The sequence below is a fragment of the Actinomadura fulvescens genome (assembly GCF_039533225.1).
GTDB lineage: Bacteria > Actinomycetota > Actinomycetes > Streptosporangiales > Streptosporangiaceae > Spirillospora > Spirillospora fulvescens.
In genome coordinates this window covers 675,312-691,883 of sequence record NZ_BAAATD010000003.1, presented here as the reverse complement: position 1 = coordinate 691,883, position 16,572 = coordinate 675,312, and the positions used below count along the sequence as shown (strand labels likewise).

Annotated in this window: 11 protein-coding genes; 7 read left to right on the top strand and 4 right to left on the bottom strand. The window is 73.9% G+C overall.

Annotation, left to right across the window (positions count from 1 at the left end; genetic code table 11):
• Nucleotides 1-19: 19 nt before the first annotated feature.
• On the bottom strand, nt 20-424 hold the full coding sequence (locus tag ABD333_RS15230; RefSeq protein WP_425546912.1) for a Fur family transcriptional regulator: 405 nt from the start codon (nt 422-424) through the stop codon (nt 20-22).
• Nucleotides 425-483: 59 nt separating this feature from the next.
• On the bottom strand, nt 484-1,239 hold the full coding sequence (locus ABD333_RS15225) for an ABC transporter ATP-binding protein (RefSeq protein ID WP_344541412.1): 756 nt from the start codon (nt 1,237-1,239) through the stop codon (nt 484-486).
• Nucleotides 1,240-1,416: 177 nt separating this feature from the next.
• Here ABD333_RS15225 and ABD333_RS15220 point away from each other — a divergent pair, with 177 nt between their 5' ends.
• From ABD333_RS15220 to ABD333_RS15205, 4 genes are all read left to right on the top strand, one after another.
• Nucleotides 1,417-2,391 (top strand): NAD(P)-dependent oxidoreductase, encoded by a 975-nt coding sequence (locus ABD333_RS15220; protein ID WP_344541411.1) that lies wholly within the window; start codon nt 1,417-1,419, stop codon nt 2,389-2,391.
• A 173-nt stretch (nt 2,392-2,564) separates the two neighbouring features.
• Nucleotides 2,565-3,935, top strand: a complete 1,371-nt coding sequence (locus tag ABD333_RS15215; RefSeq protein ID WP_344541410.1) for a M28 family peptidase — start codon at nt 2,565-2,567, stop codon at nt 3,933-3,935.
• 196 nt (nt 3,936-4,131) lie between these two features.
• Nucleotides 4,132-8,007 (top strand): Pls/PosA family non-ribosomal peptide synthetase, encoded by a 3,876-nt coding sequence (locus tag ABD333_RS15210; protein WP_344541408.1) that lies wholly within the window; start codon nt 4,132-4,134, stop codon nt 8,005-8,007.
• Between the two features lie 18 nt (nt 8,008-8,025).
• Nucleotides 8,026-9,333 carry a M1 family metallopeptidase gene (locus ABD333_RS15205; RefSeq protein WP_344541406.1) on the top strand — a complete coding sequence of 436 codons (1,308 nt, stop codon included), beginning with the start codon at nt 8,026-8,028 and terminating at the stop codon, nt 9,331-9,333.
• Between the two features lie 12 nt (nt 9,334-9,345).
• Here the strand turns inward: ABD333_RS15205 and ABD333_RS15200 are convergent, their stop codons facing one another.
• The gene (locus ABD333_RS15200; protein WP_344541404.1) at nt 9,346-10,281 is read right to left on the bottom strand and encodes a helix-turn-helix domain-containing protein; all 936 of its coding nucleotides are present in this window, start codon (nt 10,279-10,281) and stop codon (nt 9,346-9,348) included.
• A gap of 160 nt (nt 10,282-10,441) precedes the next feature.
• Nucleotides 10,442-11,770: a proprotein convertase P-domain-containing protein gene (locus ABD333_RS15195; RefSeq protein WP_344541402.1), complete on the bottom strand. Its 1,329-nt coding sequence runs from the start codon at nt 11,768-11,770 to the stop codon at nt 10,442-10,444.
• Between the two features lie 334 nt (nt 11,771-12,104).
• Here ABD333_RS15195 and ABD333_RS15190 point away from each other — a divergent pair, with 334 nt between their 5' ends.
• From ABD333_RS15190 to ABD333_RS15180, 3 genes are all read left to right on the top strand, one after another.
• A complete protein-coding gene (locus tag ABD333_RS15190) occupies nt 12,105-14,141 on the top strand; it encodes a HelD family protein (protein ID WP_344541400.1) in 2,037 nt (678 codons plus the stop codon).
• 76 nt (nt 14,142-14,217) lie between these two features.
• Nucleotides 14,218-15,411 (top strand): acyl-CoA dehydrogenase family protein, encoded by a 1,194-nt coding sequence (locus ABD333_RS15185; RefSeq protein ID WP_344541398.1) that lies wholly within the window; start codon nt 14,218-14,220, stop codon nt 15,409-15,411.
• Nucleotides 15,408-16,493, top strand: a complete 1,086-nt coding sequence (locus ABD333_RS15180; RefSeq protein WP_344541396.1) for an acyl-CoA dehydrogenase family protein — start codon at nt 15,408-15,410, stop codon at nt 16,491-16,493. The genes ABD333_RS15185 and ABD333_RS15180 overlap by 4 nt, the downstream gene beginning before the upstream one ends.
• The last annotated feature ends 79 nt before the right edge of the window (nt 16,494-16,572 follow it).

Here is a 16,572-nt window from a genome sequence, read left to right as displayed (position 1 = left end):
CCGGACCAGGGGGATCTGCTCAAGAACTGCTGGTGGTGGAACAGCCGGGGCACAGGCCCCAGTAGGTGACCTCGGCCTCGTCGATCGAGAAGCTCTGGTCGTCGGACGCGGTCAGGCAGGGTGCCTCACCGACCGCGCAGTCGACGTCGGCGACGGCGCCGCACGAGCGGCACACGACGTGGTGGTGGTTGTCGCCGACCCGCGACTCGTAGCGGGCCACGGAGCCGGACGGCTGGATGCGGCGCAGCAGCCCGGCGGCCGTCAGCGTGTGCAGCGAGTCGTACACGGCCTGGTGGGACACCTTCGGGAGGTCCTGGCGCACGGCACGGATGATCGAGTCCGTGTCGGCGTGCGGATGCGCGTACACCGCGGTCAGCACGGCCACCCGGGGCCGGGTCACGCGCAGGGCGGCTCCGCGCAACATCTCCTGGAAGTCCGACATCGTGGCCACATCGGACAGAGTGGCCCATTTTCTTGAATGAGTCAAGATAAGCGCTCGGCCCGGCCCGGGCGGAGCCGCCGGACGCGGGGGTCGGACCGCACCCGCGCGGGCGGCCCGTGGGAGATCACCTTGCCCGCGTCCAGCACGTACAGCACGTCGCAGACGCCCATCACGAGGTCGAGGTCGTTCTCGGTGAACAGCACGGCCAGCCCCTCGGCGGCGAGGTCGCGCAGGAGGCATTCGAGCGAGCGGGCCGTCGGCACGGGCAACCCCGCCCAGGGCTCGTCGAGGAGCAGCAGGCGGGGCTCGGCCGCCAGGGCGCGGGCCAGCTCCATGAGCCGGGCGACGCCCATGGGCACGGTGCCGGCGCGGCGGCCGGCGTACGCGGTGATGCCGACCCGCTCCAGCAGGGAGTCGGCGAGGATCGCGGCACTCCGGCGCGCGTCCCGGCGGCGCCGCTGCCGCGCCGTGTGGAGCTCGGCCGCCACCAGGACGTTCTCCTGGACGGTCAGCGATCCGAACGCCTCCGGCCGCTGGAACGTACGGGCCATGCCGTGCCGCGCCCGCTCATGCGCAGCGCACGAGGTGAGGTCGGCGCCGTCGAGGTGAACGGTGCCGACCGCGGGCCGCCGCAAGCCTGTGATGACGTCGAGGAGCGTGGTCTTGCCCGCCCCGCCCGTCCCGACGAGCCCGGTGACCGTGCCCGGCGGGGCCTCCAGGCCCACGCCGTCCACCGCGGTCAGGCCGCCCAGCCGCACGGTGACCCCGGTGGCCCGGAGTCCCTCGTCGTTCGGCATGGCCCCCTCGGTGTGATCTGGCTCACGAACGGGCCATCACCCTACTGACGCCTCCCGCGGTGTTTCAACGCCCGGACCCGCCGAATCCGCGCCCGGCCGGTGCGTTTCGCGGATTCTCGGTTTCCGTCGGCCTTTTCCGGTCAAAAAGGGGACGTCGCGGAGCAGGAGGGGGACGGCATGGCCGAGCGGACGGGACGGGCGCTGGTGCTCGCGCCGATGCGGGGTCCGGGCTGGGATCAGCTGAACGAGCTGACGGACGTGGTGTACGAACCCGCGGGCGTGCGGCGCGGCCCGGCCGAGCTGGCGCGCGGGCTCGCCGAGCTCGGCGCGACGATCCTGGTGGCCGGGGAGGACGACGAGGTCGCCGGGCCGGTGCTCGACCATCCGCTGGAGCTGGTCGCGGTCACGGGCGACCCGGGGAACGTGGACGTCGAGACCGCGACCGCGCGCGGGATTCCGGTGCTCTGCACGGCGGGTCATGACGCGGACGCGGTGGCCGAGCTGACGGTGGCGCTGCTGTTCGCGGTCGTACGGGGGGTCGTGACGGCCGACCGGGCGGTACGTGAAGGACGGGCGGCAGGAGAGGGGCCGGGGGTCGTGGAGGGTTCCGCCGGCCGGCGGCCGGCGTGGCAGCTGGCCGGACGGACGTTCGGCATCGTGGGCCTGGGCGCGGTGGGCAGGGCCGTCTGGTGGCGGATGGACGGGCTCGGCATGCGGGTCATCGCCTGCGACCCCTACGCCGAGGGCGCGACGCACAAGCTGCCTGAGCTGCTCAACGTCGCCGACGTGGTGTCGCTGCACGCCACGCTCACCGAGGAGAGCCGCGGGATGATCGGCGCGCGGCAGTTTGAGATCATGAAGGACGGCGCCGTGTTCCTCAACACCGCGCGGGCCGGGCTGCACGACACCGGCGCCCTGGTCGGCGCGCTGGCCTCCGGTCACCTGACGGGGGCCGGGCTCGATCTGGCCGTCGAGCCCACGCATCCGCTCGCGGGGCTGCCGAACGTGGTGCTGACGCCGCACATCGGAGCAGAGACCGCCGACGCCGAGGCCGATCGGGCGCTGGCCGTCGCCGAGGACCTCGGGCGGCTGCGGCGGGGCGAGCCGCTCCTGCACTGCCTCAATCCCGGGATATCCGGACGTGCACATTGATCACGTTTCGGTTGCACACGAGTAGACGATCTTGCTCATTGAATAGGGCATTTCGTAAATTCGCGACGAACGGGGTACCCCTGAACGTCCCCGGCAGGTCAGCGTCGACCGTCCCACCCGTCGATCCGGGTCCCGGCGCGCGAGCCTGCCCCTACTCCCCCGGAGGAGACGCCATGTCCGAGGTCAACCGCCGCGACCTGCTGGCCGGAGCCGCGGCCTTCGCGGGCTTCGCCACCGTGGGCCTGCTGCCCGGCACGGCCGCCGCGACGACCCGGCAGCGCCCCGGCGCCGCCCTGCCGCCCTCGCTGAGCACCGGCGACAAGGCCGTGGTCGCCCGCGTCGACGCCCGCCGCGCGCTCAAGCACCTGAGGGTCCTCAGCGACGAGATCGGCTGGCGCGTGGCCGGCACCCGCGGCGAGCACCGCGCCGCCCGCTACATCGCCGGGGAACTGCGCGACCTCGGCTACAAGGTCCAGCTCCAGCCCCTCCCGGTGCCCGACAAGAACCTCGCCGAGATGCGGGTGGAGGTGAAGGGCCGCCGCGAGCACTGGCAGAGCTGGGCCGTCCTCAACGCCGCCACCGGCCGGGTCCGGGGCGAGATCGTCGACCTCAAGGACGCGACCGAGGTCACCGTCGACGTCAAGGGCAAGATCGCGCTCTTCAACCGGGTCGCCGGCAAGGAGCTCGCCCAGGCCAAGGCCGCCGCCGCGGCGGGCGCCACCGCGGTCCTGATCCAGAACGTGCGCTCGACCACCTACCCCGAGCGCAAGGCCCAGTCGCTCAACATCGTCTTCGCCGAGTACGTGGCCGTCCCGGTGCTGGTCCTCGCCGAGTACCACGGCACGCAGCTGCGCTCCGGCGCCCGGCGGTTCTCCCTTGAGGTCACCAAGCACACCAACCTGACCTCCTACAACGTCATCGCCGAGCGCCGGGCCACCTTCCCCAACCCCGAGGGCAAGACGGTCATCGTCAGCGGCCACTACGACACCGTGCCCGGTTCGCCCGGCGGCAACGACGACGGCAGCGGCACCGTGCTGTCCATGGAGCTGGCGCGCGTGCTGCGCCGCGTGCCCACCCGGCAGAACATCCGCATCTGCCTGTGGGGCGCGGAGGAGCTCGGCCTGGTCGGCGCCCGCTACTACGTGAGCAAGCTCGACGCGGCGGAGCTCAAGAAGATCACCGGTGTCTTCCAGAACGACATGGTCGCCACCAGCCACCCGCCGGCGGGCACCTACTGGCTGCTGTCGGTGGACGGCAACCCCAACACCACCACGACCGCCGTGCTGGATGCCGCCAAGCGGCTCGGCTACGTCGGCCAGACCAAGGGCCCGGTCGCCCGCGGTTCGAGCGACCACGAGGCGTTCTTCGAGAAGGGCGTCGCGGCGGGCAACTTCAGCTGGCGCGGCGGCGAGTCCCCTGCGCAGCTGGAGCCGGTCTACCACACGCCCGAGGACACCGTCCGGGGCAACGTCAGCCTCCAGCGTCTCCAGGTGTCGCTGGAGCTGATCGGCTCCGCCGCGTACGACGTGGCGCGCCGTCGCTGACCTGAGGTCCGGGCACGTACCGGAGGCGTGCCTGCCGTCATGACGGCAGGCACGCCTTCGTGTTCATCCCTATCGAGTAGAGTGTCGGGCTTGCGGCATGCCGACCGCGTCCGGACGTGCAGCGTCCGGGTGACCGGCGGCCGCGGGGATCGCCGCGGTGGACCGGCCGCCGATCGCCTCGACACCGGGGGAGAGCTTGCGTCCACTTGTGGCCGACGCGCCTGCGAGCGCCGTTTTCCGTTCGCCCGGGGGCGCTCCGCCGCCCCGCACCCTGCTGGACGTCCTGGACGCCACGGCGCTGCGGCATCCGTACGCGCCCGCGCTCGACGACGGCGTCACCCGCCTCGACTACGCCGGCCTGTGCGCCGAGGCCGGCCGCCTGGCCAAGGAACTGGAGCAGGCGGGGATCGGTCCCGGCGACCGGGTCGGCGTCCGCGTGCCCTCGGGCACCGCCGACCTGTACGTGGCGATCCTCGGCGTGCTCACCGCGGGCGCCGCCTACGTTCCCGTGGACGCCGACGACCCGGACGAACGCGCCGCGCTGGTCTTCGGCGAGGCCGGGGTCCGCGCCGTCATCGGCGACGGCCGCGCCGTCACCGTGCTCGGCACGCCCGGCGGGCGCAGCGGGCGGCCCGGCCCGGACGACGACGCGTGGATCATCTTCACCTCGGGCTCGACCGGCAGACCCAAGGGCGTGGCCGTCACCCACCGCAGCGCGGCGGCGTTCGTCGACGCCGAGGCACGGCTCTTCCCGGCGGCCGAGTCCGACCGCGTGCTGGCCGGGCTCTCCGTGGCGTTCGACGCCTCCTGCGAGGAGATGTGGCTCGCCTGGCGGAACGGCGCCTGCCTGGTCCCCGCGCCGCGCTCCCTCGTCCGCACCGGCATGGACCTCGGCCCCTGGCTGGCCGGACGCGGCATCACGGTCGTGTCGACCGTGCCGACCCTGGCCGCGCTGTGGCCGGTGGAGACCCTCGACGGCATCCGGCTGCTGATCTTCGGCGGGGAGGCCTGCCCGCCCGAGCTCGCCGCGCGCCTGGCCGTCCCGGGCCGCCAGGTGTGGAACACCTACGGCCCGACCGAGGCCACCGTGGTCGCCTGCGCCGCGCCCCTCGGCGGCGACGGCCCGGTACGGATCGGGCTGCCGCTCGACGGCTGGGATCTCGCGGTCGTGGGCTCCGGCGGCGCTCCGGTCGCCTTCGGCGAGACCGGCGAGCTGGTCATCGGCGGCGTCGGCCTGGCCCGTTACCTCGACCCGGCCAAGGACGCCGAGAAGTACGCGCCGCTGCCCGCGCTGGGCTGGGACCGCGCCTACCGCAGCGGCGACCTGGTGCGCGCCGACCCCGAGGGACTGGTCTTCGTCGGCCGCGCCGACGAGCAGATCAAGCTGGGCGGCCGGCGCGTCGAGCTCGGCGAGATCGACGCCGCGCTGCAGGCCCTGCCCGGCGTCACCGGCGCCGCCGCGGCCGTGCGCACCACCGGAGCCGGGCATCAGCTCCTGGTCGGCTACCTCGTTCCGGGCGCGGGCTTCGACGAGGACGCGGCGCGCGAACGCCTGCGCGAGGCACTGCCCGCGTCGCTGATCCCGCGACTCGCACGCGTGGACGAACTGCCCACCCGTACCTCCGGCAAGGTCGACCGCGACGCGCTGCCGTGGCCGCTGCCCGGCAGCGGCGGCGACACGGCCGGGGCCGGCGCGCCCATGACCGGCGCCGAGCAATGGCTGGCCGCGTGCTGGACCGAGATCCTCGGCGAGACGCCGGGCGGCCCGGAGGCCGACTTCTTCGCGCTCGGCGGCAGCAGCCTGGGCGCGGCCCGGCTCGTGTCGGCGCTGCGCCCGCACCATCCGTCGGTGGCGGTCGGCGACGTCTACGAGCACTCCACGCTCCGGGCCCTCGCCACCCATCTCGGCGCGACCGAGACCGAGGACGCGTCCGGGAGCACGGCCTCCGACCGGGTGGTCACGCCCATGCCGCGGCGCGCCGCGCTGCTCCAGGCACTGCTCATGATCCCGCTGCTGACGCTCGGCACGATGCGGTGGGTGGTCGGTCTCGCCGCGTTCAACAACCTCGCCGCCCTCGGCCCCGGGGCGGGTCCGCCGTGGGCGCCCACCGTATCCTGGTGGTGGGTGCTGGCCGGCGCGCTGCTGTTCGTCACGCCCGCCGGGCGCATGTGCCTGACGGCCGCCGGGGCGCGGCTGCTGCTGCGCGGCGTGGAACCCGGCGACCACCCGCGCGGCGGCTCCGTGCACCTGCGGCTCTGGACGGCCGAGCAGCTCGCCGCGCGGCTCGGCGCCGCCGAGCTGTCGGGCGCGCCGTGGTTCACGCTGTACGCCCGCGCGCTCGGCGCCCAGATCGGACCCGACGTCGACCTGCACTCGCCGCCGCCCGTCACCGGGCTGCTCCGGGTCGGCCGCAACGCCGCGATCGACCCCGAGGTGGACCTGAGCGGGCACTGGCTGGACGGCGACCTGCTGCGGATCGGTGAGATCCGCATCGGCTCGGGCGCCACGGTCGGCGCCCGCGCCGTGCTGTTCCCCGGCACCCGGATCGGCAAGAACGCGCGTGTGGCCGCCGGTTCGGCCGTCACCGGCAGGGTCCCGGCCGGCCAGCGCTGGGCCGGTGCGCCCGCCGTGCGCAGGGGGAAGGCGCGTCCCCACGAGGGCGAGCCGCCGCCGCGACGGCGTCGCTGGGCGGCGCTGTACGGCACGTCCGCGCTGCTGCTGAGCATGCTTCCGCTGATCGCGGCGGTTCCCGGGCTCGCCGTGCTCGGCGCGTTCGTGCGGGGCACCACGACACTCGGCGAGGCGCTCACCGCCGCGCTGGCCGGCGTCCCGCTCGCCACCCTCGCGGGCATGGGCACCTTCGCGCTGGCGACGCTGGTATCGGTCCGGCTGCTCTCGGCCGGGCTGCGCGAGGGCGACCATCCGGTGCACAGCCGCCAGGCCTGGCAGGCGTGGGCCACCAGCAGGCTGATGGGCATGGCGCGCGTGTGGCTGTTCCCGCTGTACGCCAGCATCCTCACGCCCGCCTGGCTGCGCGCCCTCGGCATGAAGGTCGGCCGCGACGTCGAGCTGTCCACGGTGCTGGCGCTGCCCTCCATGACCGCGGTCAACGACGGGGCGTTCCTCGCCGACGACACGATGGTGGCGCCCTACGAGCTGGGCGGCGGCCGGATGCGGATCGCCCGCGCCCGCATCGGCAAGCGCGCGTTCCTCGGCAACTCCGGGATGACCGCGCCCGGCCGCAACGTCCCCAAGGGCGGGCTGATCGGCGTCCTGTCGGCCGCGCCCAAGAAGGCCAAGGCGGGGACCTCCTACCTGGGCATGCCCCCGGTCAAGCTGCGCCGCACGGTCGGCGCCGGCGACCAGTCCCGCACCTACCGGCCGCCCCGGCGGCTGAAGGCGGCGCGCGCGGCGGTGGAGCTCTGCCGGATCATCCCCGCCATGCTCACGGTCGCCGTCGGCGTGCTGGCCGTGGCCGCGCTCGAATGGCTCGCGGCCTCCTACGGGTTCGGAGCCGCGGCCCTGCTCGGCGGCGCGATCGCGATCGCCGCCGGAACGCTCGCCGCCACGGTCACGACGGCGGCCAAGTGGGCGGTGGTCGGCCGGATCCGGGCGGGCGAACGGCCGCTGTGGAGCTCGTTCGTCTGGCGCAACGAGCTGGCCGACAACTTCGTCGAGGTGCTCGCCGCCCCGTGGTTCGCCGAACCCTGGCTCGGCACCGCGCCGCTGAACCTGTGGCTGCGCTCGCTCGGCGCCCGCGTCGGCCGCGGCGTCTGGTGCGGCACGTACTGGCTGCCCGAGGCCGACCTCGTGCGGCTCGGCGACGGCGTCAGCGTCAACCAGGGCTGCGTGCTCCAGACGCACCTGTTCCACGACCGGATCATGCGCATCGACACGGTCGTCCTGGAACGGGGAGCGACGCTAGGCTCGAACGGGGTCGTCCTCCCCGCCGCACGGCTCGGGGCGGACACCACGGTCGGACCCGCGTCCCTGGTGATGCGCGGCGAGCAGCTGCCCGCCGGCACCCGGTGGCTCGGCAACCCGATCGCGGCCTGGCCCCGGGCACGCTGACGAGAGGCACGCTGACGAATGATCGAGGATGTCCCGGGCCTCGAGCGGTGCACCTACCTTCCCGAGCACGGCAACGACGGCTACCGGGTCGGCCACTACGACCTGGAGCTCGACTACCGGGTGGGCCCCAACCGGCTGAGCGCGTCCGCACGGCTGTCGGCGGTCGCCACCGCGCCGCTGGTGCGGTTCGACCTCGACCTTGGACCGTTCCGCGTGGCCCGGGTCCTGATCGACGGCAGGGCCGGTCGTTTCCGGCAGCGCCGCGACAAGCTCCACGTCACGCCGCCGCGCGCGCTGGGCGCCGGGCAGCGGTTCACCGTCGAGGTGCGCTACACCGGCAACCCGCGCCCGGTCACCAGCCCGTGGGGCGGGCTCGGCTGGGAGCAGCTCACCGACGGCTCGCTCGTGGCCGGGCAGCCGACGGGCGCCCCCTCGTGGTTCCCCTGCAACGACCGCGCCGACCACAAGGCGTCCTTCCGGATCTCGCTGACCACGGCGTCCGCCTACCACGTGGTCGCCAACGGCCGCGAGACCGGACGGCGCCGGTCGGGAGCGACCACCACCTGGGTGTACGAGCAGGACGAGCCGATGGCGCCCTACCTGGCGAGCGTCCAGATCGGGCGCTACCAGACCACCGAGATCCCGGGGCGGGTGCCGCAGCGCCTGGTCCACCCGGGCCCGGCGGCCGGCCGGGTCCGGTACGACTTCGGCCGCCAGGGCGAGATGATCGCCGCGTTCGAGGAGCGGTTCGGGCCCTACCCGTTCGGCGCGTACACCGTCGTGGTCGCCGACGACGAGCTGGAGATCCCGGTCGAGGCCCAGGGCATGTCGGTCTTCGGCACCAACCACGTGGACGGGCGGCGCGGCGCCGAACGCCTGGTCGCGCACGAGCTGGCCCACCAGTGGTTCGGCAACAGCCTGACCCTGGCGCGCTGGCGTGACATCTGGCTGCACGAGGGTTTCGCCACCTACGCCGAGTGGTTGTGGGCGGAGGCCTCCGGCGGCGAGTCCGCCGACGAGCACGCGCTGCGCTGGCACGGGCGGCTCGCCGGGCAGCCCCAGGACCTCGTCCTGGCCGACCCCGGCGTCGAACGGATCTTTGACGACCGCGTCTACAAGCGCGGCGCGCTCACCCTGCACGCGCTGCGGCGCACGATGGGGGAGGGGCGGTTCTTCCCCATGCTGCGGGAGTGGACGGCAGCGCACCGGCACGGCACGGTGACGACCGAGGACTTCACCCGGCTGGCCGAACGCCATGCCGCGCAGACGCCCGAGCCCCTGTTCGCGGCCTGGCTGTACGGACGCCGGCTGCCCCGGCTGCCCTGAGGAACGCGGGCCTCAGTCCCATTCCCAGCGGATGCCGTGCACGCCGGGCTTGACGTTCAGCTTGGCGAGATGCACCGTGTGCCAGCTCGTGAGCCGCAGCTCCTTGACGTCGGTGGGCGGCGTCGAGATGTTCGGCTGCCAGTAGCGATAGCACCGCGTGGGCAGCGCGAGCGGGTCGAACTGCACCTGCAGCAGATACTCGTGCGCGGGATAGCGGAACCAGCGGTCGTAGTGCGTGGCGTACGGCCCGCCGACGCCATAGCCGAACTCGTACTCGACGACGTAGGTCTCACCTCGCTCCAGAGGCCGCTCGAACAGCAACTCCATCGCCGTGACCCCGGCGGCGGGGTCGGTGCGCATCCGGCCGACTCTGCAGAAGGTGGCGCGGCGCACGTCGGGAAGCATGCCGTCCTCGTTGTGATGCAGCGCCACGTGCCGGTCCACACCGTCCGCACGGGCGCGCAGGACCAGCCTGGTGTGCACGGTGCGTTCCTCACGGCCCGGCCCCGCCATGAACCACTCGTGGCAGCTGAGCCACTCCAGTTGCCCCGCGCCGGGGTTCTGGATCTGGTCCAGCAGCCGGTCGACGCTGCCGTGCACCTCGCAGATGTCGCGGTAGGGCAGCGCGCCCGGCACATGCCGCACCCAGCGCCCGCGCGGGCGCGGCGGGCCGAGCCGCGCCACGAGCGAGTCCGGCGGCACGCCGAGGATCTCCTCCAGGGCGCGCACGGCGTGCAGGGAGTTGGAACGCTCCGGCCGGCATCGGCCCCGCTGCCAGTTGCTGAGGCTGGCCAGGCTCACCCGGATGCCGCGTTCGGCGAGGCGGGCGTGCAACCGTTCCAGGCTCAGCCCGCGGGCCTGGATGGCGGCCCGGAGCGCCTCGTCGAAGGAGCCCGCGCGCTGGGCGCCGGCGGGGCCGCGGGGAGTGGTGCGCGTGGTCGGGGTCATCGGCGGGACCTCCTGGCGGCGCGGGCGGGCCTAGATGATCACGAAGGTACTCCTCCGCCGGACCTGCGGGAAGGCCCGCACGCGCACCGGAATGTGCGCGCGTGCGGGCTCACCGTGCGGGCCGGGACCGAGGGGACGTCCCGCCCGCGGGGAAGGGAGCTCAGAAGGTCAGGCTCCAGGCGTCGATGTAACCGGTGTCGTTGACGTCGAGGTCCCGGACCCGCAGCTTCCAGACGCCGTTCGCGACCTCGCCCGACGCGTCCACGACGTCGGTCTCGTGGATGATGTCGGCGTCGTCGCCCGAGTTCCCGTCGCGGAGGCGGTAGGTCCTGCCGCTGGGCCCGACGAGGTCGATCTGCAGGTCACCGCGCCAGGTGTGGTGGACGTCCTGGTAGACCGACAACGTCCGCGGGGCGTTGCCGGACACCCCGCTGACGGTGATGGACGACTCCGCCGTGCCCTGGTCCGGGATGGTGACGTTGGCGGCGTTCTCGAAGACCTTCCCGGGATCGCCGCCCCCGCCGTAGTTGATCAGGTTGCAGCAGGCGTTGCGGTAGATCCTCGTGCCGCCGCGTTCGGCGTAACCGGTGTAGGCCGACGCGCCCTCGTACCAGGTCCAGCCGCCGATCGTCTTGCCCTGGACCGCGACCGGTGTGTTGCCGCCCGATCCCGACCACAGCGTCCAGTGGGTGTGGTCGCCGTTCGCCGACCCGCCGCACGGCAGCTCTTCGGCGATCCGGCCGAGGTACTCGCCGAGGTTGACCGGGCTGCCGCTGGCCTTGCCGGTGGTGTCGCGCAGGTGGTAGTAACCGGTGGTGTAGCCGTTGTCGTGCATGACCGTGATGTGCGGCCACCGGCCGCCGCTGGTGCAGTGGCGGTACATGGTGCCGGCGCGGGAGGCGAGCACGTTGCCGTCGCCGCCGTAGAAGTCGATCGAGTTGTACGGGCGGGACTGGCCGCTGTTGCCGTGCACGCCCCAGTGTCCCCATCCCGTGCCCTGTTTCCACGGCAGGGAGAGGCCGGTGTCGGCGGAGAGGGACTTCGGTTCGGCCGTCCGCGCGAACGGGAGGCGTTCGGTCTCCTTGACCACCGAGGACGGGGCCTGGTGGGACAGGGCCGCGAAGTCCGTTGTGCCCTGGAGCCCGACCTTCCAGGCGCCGCCGGTCAGCCGGGCCACGAAGAGCGAGGTCACCGGAGCGGTCTCGATCCCCTTCGGGATCAGGAAGACCGAGCTGCCGAACGTCCAGTCGCGGCCGGATGACCAGCGCTGAGGTTCGACGAGCGTGCGCAGGGGGGCGCCGGCGCTCAGGCCGTAGGAGCCTCTGGCCTGCGCGGCGAGCTGTTGGTGCATGGCCGTGGTCACGGCCTGCGTGAGATCGGCCTGCGGGCGGTCCGGCCGCGCGGCGGCGGGGCCGGCGGGGAGGGCCGTCACGAGCAGGCCGATGAGTACGGCCATGATGCCGAGGGCTGCCCGTCTCTGGTGGATCACGCTTCCGCTCCTTCCTTTCGTCGGGGTGGACGGGCGGTACCCCCGGAACCGCCGCGCCGTAGCGTGCGCCCGGAACGCGGGCGGTTCAAGACGGCGGCCGGGGCGGCCCGCCAAACTCTGGATGTCCGGCTCTAAACGCTGAAAATTCGGTCCGGCCGGATCCGGTCAGGGCGGCGTCGTGCCTGGTGAGGGGGCTCGATATCGCCGGCGCCGGGCCGGTCGTTCGACGGGTGCCGGGCCGGAAGGCGTCCTGGAGTTGAATCTTTAGATTCCGCGGCGGCCGGTAAGCTGTTCGGTTCGCCCTCGACCACCCCTCGCCCGGAGGTCTGCTCGCATGCCCGCAGCCGAACCCGCAGCCGAACACGAGATCACCGAGGCGGACATCCTCGCCGCCGAGCGGGCGCACCTGGCCGAGTCCCGCGCGGCGCTGCGCACGATGCGCGAGCACACCGCGTCGCTTTCGGCCGACGTCGCGGCCGACTGGGTGTCCAAGCAGATCCTGGAGTCGCAGCTGGAGCTGCGCGTCGCCGCGCTCGCCGACCATCCCGGCACCCCGTTGTTCTTCGGCCGGATGGACCACGACGACGCGGGCAGCGACCTGCCCGTCACGATGTACGTGGGCCGGCGGCACATCCACGACGGCGACGAGGGCCGGCCGCTGGTCCTGGACTGGCGGGCGCCGGTGTCGCGGGCGTTCTACCAGGCGGGTCCGGCCGACCCGATGGGCTGGCGGCGCCGCCGGCGCTTCGGCTTCAGCGGCGGCGAGCTGACGGCCTTCGAGGACGAGCCCCTCGACGGCGGCGCCCCCGGACTTCCCCAGCCGGCCTCCCGGATTCTCACCGAGGAGATCGAACGGCCGCGCACCGGGCCGATGCGCGACATCGTCGCCACCATCCAGCCGGACCAGGACGTGATCGTCCGCGCCGACCTGCCGAGGACCGTGTGCGTGCAGGGCGCGCCCGGTACCGGCAAGACCGCCGTCGGGCTGCACCGGGCCGCGTATCTGCTGTTCACGCACCGGGAGCGGCTGGCCAGGTCCGGCGTGCTGATCGTCGGCCCCAACCGCGCGTTCCTGGCCTACATCTCGGCCGTGCTGCCCGCGCTCGGCGAGGTCCAGGTCGACCAGGCGACCATCGACGACCTGCTCGGCGAGCCCACGGCCCGCGAGCCCGCCGCGGTAGCGGCCGTCAAGGGCGACGCCAGGATGGCGGACGTGCTGCGCAGGGCACTCTGGCGCCACCTGCGCAAGCCGGAGGAGGGCCTGGTCGTCACGCGCGGTGCGAGCCGGTTCCGGCTCGCCGAGCACGAGGTCCGCGAGACCGCCGCGTCGCTCCGCGGGACCATGCGGTACGGCAACGGCCGCACCTCGTTCGCGAAGCGGCTCGCGCACCAGATCCTGGTCCGGATGGAGGAGCGCGGCGAGGCGCCCGACGACCGGGTGCAGGACCAGGTCGCCCGGTCCACGCCGGTCAAGCAGCTCCTGGACCAGGTCTGGCCCAAGGTCACCGCCGAGCAGGTGCTCTTCCGGCTGCTGTCGGACCCGGCGGAGCTGCGGGCCGCCGCCAGGGGAGTGCTCACGGGCGAGGAGCAGTCGGCGATCGGGTGGGCGAAGCCTGCGCGCTCCCCTCGTTCGGCCAAGTGGACCGCGGCCGACCGGGCGCTGCTCGACGAGCTCGACGACCTGATCGAGCGGACGCCCTCGCTGGGACATCTCGTGGTCGACGAGGCACAGGACCTGTCGGAGATGCAGCTGCGCGCGCTGGGCCGCCGCTGCGCCACCGGGTCGGCAACGGTGCTGGGCGACCTCGCGCAGGGCACCACCGCCTGGTCCGCGCGTTCCTGGAAGGACGTGCTGCGGCACCTCGGCCAGGAGGGCGAGGTCACCGAGCTGACCCTCGGCTTCCGCGTCCCGGGCTCGGTGCTGGACTTCGCCGCGCGGCTCCTGCCGTACGTGGCGCCCGGCCTCGCGGTGCCGCGGTCGCTGCGGCCCGGAGCGGGCGCGCTGACCGTGCGGCGCGTTCCGGAACTCGCCGCCGGCACGGTCGAGACGCTCACGGCGACGCTGGAGCGCGAGGGCTCGATCGGCGTGATCGTGCCCGACGACGCCGTTCCCGCGTACGCCGACGCGCTGGGCGAGGCGGGCCTGGCGCACGGTGTGCTCGGCCCGGACCCCGGCGGGGACGAGCGGGTCCTGATCGTTCCGGCGTCCCTCGCCAAGGGACTGGAGTATGACCACGTGATCGTCGCCGAGCCCGCCGCGATCGTGGCCGCCGAGGAGCGCGGGCTGGCCCGACTCTACGTCGTCCTCACCCGCGCCGTCAGCACGCTCACCGTGCTCCACCGGGCCGCCCTGCCCACCGAACTCTCCTGATCCCGGCTGTTGACGGGCCCGGCCGGGGCTTCCTAAGGTGGCCATACCGACCGGTTGGTATGTGGAGGTCCGTTCAGTGAGCACAGCACCACCCGATGCCGACGACCTGCTGGCGCGGGTCGAGGAGTTCCTCGCCGCGCACGATCCCGCGACCACGGAGCCGCTGGAGTTCCTGCGGGCGCGGTACGACGCGGGCCTCGCCTGGGTGCACTATCCGGAGGAGCACGGCGGCCTCGGCGCGCCGCGCGCCCTGCAGGCCGCCGTCGACGCGCGGTTCGCGGCGGCGGGCGCGCCGCGCAACCAGCCCGAGCGCAACGGGATCGGGCTGGGCATGGCGGCGCCGACGATCCTCGCGTTCGGCACCGAGGAGCAGAAGCGCACGTTCCTGCGGCCGCTGTGGACCGGCGAGGAGGTCTGGTGCCAGCTCTTCAGCGAGCCGGGCGCGGGCTCCGACCTCGCGGCGCTCGGCACCCGCGCGGTCCGCGACGGCGACCGGTGGATCGTCAACGGGCAGAAGGTGTGGACCTCCATGGCCCACGAGGCCCGCTGGGCCATCCTGGTCACCCGCACCGACCCGGACGTGCCCAAGCACCGCGGCATGACCTACTTCGTCTGCGACATGACCGCCCCCGGCGTCGAGGTGCGGCCGCTGCGCCAGATCACCGGCGAGGCCGAGTTCAACGAGGTCTTCCTGACCGACGTCGTGATCCCCGACGGGCACCGGCTCGGCGAGGTCGGCCAGGGCTGGCAGGTCTCCACCACCACGCTGATGAACGAGCGGGTCGCCATCGGCGGCGCCGCGACGCCGCGCGAGAGCGGCATGATCGGCGTGGTCGCCAGGACGTGGCGGGAGCGGCCGGAACTGCGCACCGCCGGACTGCACGACGCGCTGCTGCGCGCGTGGGTCGAGACCGAGGCCGCGCGCCTCACCGGTGAGCGGCTGCGCCAGCAGCTCACCGCCGGCCAGCCCGGCCCAGAGGGCTCGGCGGCCAAGCTAGCCTTCGCCAAGCTCAACCAGGAGGTCTCCGGCCTGGAGCTCGAACTGCTCGGCGAGGACGGCCTGCGCTACGACGACTGGACGATGCGCCGCCCGAGCGCGGTGGACTTCACCCGGCGCTCGCCCGGCTACCGCTACCTGCGTGCCAAGGGCAACTCCATCGAGGGCGGCACCTCGGAGATCCTGCGCAACATCATCGCCGAGCGCGTGCTCGGCCTGCCGGGCGAGATCCGGGTCGACAAGGACGTGGCGTGGAAGGACCTCCCCAAGTGAGCGACCTGCTGTACAGCGAGATCGAGAACGACCTGCGCGCGGGCCTGCGCGGCCTGCTCGACGACCGGTGCGCCTGGGCGGGCGTGCTCGCCGGGACCGAACGGGACGAGCCGTACGACGCCAAGCTGTGGCGCGCGGTGGCCGCCGAGCTCGGCTGCGCCGGCCTGCCGGTCCCCGAGGAGCTGGGCGGCGCGGGCGCCACGTGGCGCGAGACCGCGGTGACGATGGAGGAGCTCGGCCGGGCGGTCGCGCCCGTGCCGTTCCTGGGCAGCGCCGTGCTGGCGACCGCCGCGCTCCTGGCCGCGGGGGAGCGGGACCTGCTCACCGAGCTGGCGGCCGGAGACAGGATCGCCGTGCTCGCCGTGCCGTTCACCACCGCCCCGGGCGTGGTGCTGCGCGACGGCGCGCAGGCCGCGGACGGCGCGCTCACCGGTGCCGTCACGAGCGTCGCCGACGGCCTCGCCGCCGACGTCCTGCTGGTCCCCGCACAGGACGGCCTGTACGCGGTGGACGCCGCGGACGCGCGCCGGACGGCCGTGACCTCGCTCGACATGACCCGCAGGCTCTGCGACATCGCGTTCGCCGACGTGCCCGCCCGCCGGATCGCCACCGGCGAGGTCGCCGCCGGCGCTGTCCGCACGGCTCTGCTGACGGGCGCCGCGCTGCTGGCGTCCGAACAGCTGGGCCTGGCCGAACGGTGCCTGGACACCACGGTGGAATACCTGAAGACGCGCTACCAGTTCGGCCGCCCGGTCGGCTCCTACCAGGGGCTGAAGCACCGGCTCGCCGACCTGTGGACATCGATCACGCAGGCACGCGCCGTCGCCCGCTACGCCGCGGACTGCGTCGCGGCCGGCGACCCCGACACCGAGATCGCGGTGGCCGTCGCCCAGGCGCACTGCTCGGCCGTCGCCGTGAAGGCGGCGGAGGAGTGCGTCCAGATGCACGGGGGCATCGGGTTCACCTGGGAGCACCCGGCGCACCTGTACCTGAAGCGAGCCAAGAGCATCTCCCTGGCGTTCGGCACACCCGACCGGCACCGCGCGGCGCTGGCGGCGCTGCTGGACCTGCCCCCGGCGTGACACGGCGCGTGCGCCGTCGCATCGGTTGACGGAGGCCTACAACGAACCCGGTCGCCAGGCGGCCGGGTTCGTAGTAACG

What these genes read in the sequence shown, in the direction of transcription:
- ABD333_RS15230 (WP_425546912.1), bottom strand. Translation starts at nt 424, where the DNA reads ATGTTGCGCGGAGCCGCCCTGCGCGTGACCCGGCCCCGGGTGGCCGTG.
- ABD333_RS15225 (WP_344541412.1), bottom strand. Translation starts at nt 1,239, where the DNA reads ATGCCGAACGACGAGGGACTCCGGGCCACCGGGGTCACCGTGCGGCTG.
- ABD333_RS15220 (WP_344541411.1), top strand. Translation starts at nt 1,417, where the DNA reads ATGGCCGAGCGGACGGGACGGGCGCTGGTGCTCGCGCCGATGCGGGGT.
- ABD333_RS15215 (WP_344541410.1), top strand. Translation starts at nt 2,565, where the DNA reads ATGTCCGAGGTCAACCGCCGCGACCTGCTGGCCGGAGCCGCGGCCTTC.
- ABD333_RS15205 (WP_344541406.1), top strand. Translation starts at nt 8,026, where the DNA reads ATGATCGAGGATGTCCCGGGCCTCGAGCGGTGCACCTACCTTCCCGAG.
- ABD333_RS15200 (WP_344541404.1), bottom strand. Translation starts at nt 10,281, where the DNA reads ATGACCCCGACCACGCGCACCACTCCCCGCGGCCCCGCCGGCGCCCAG.
- ABD333_RS15190 (WP_344541400.1), top strand. Translation starts at nt 12,105, where the DNA reads ATGCCCGCAGCCGAACCCGCAGCCGAACACGAGATCACCGAGGCGGAC.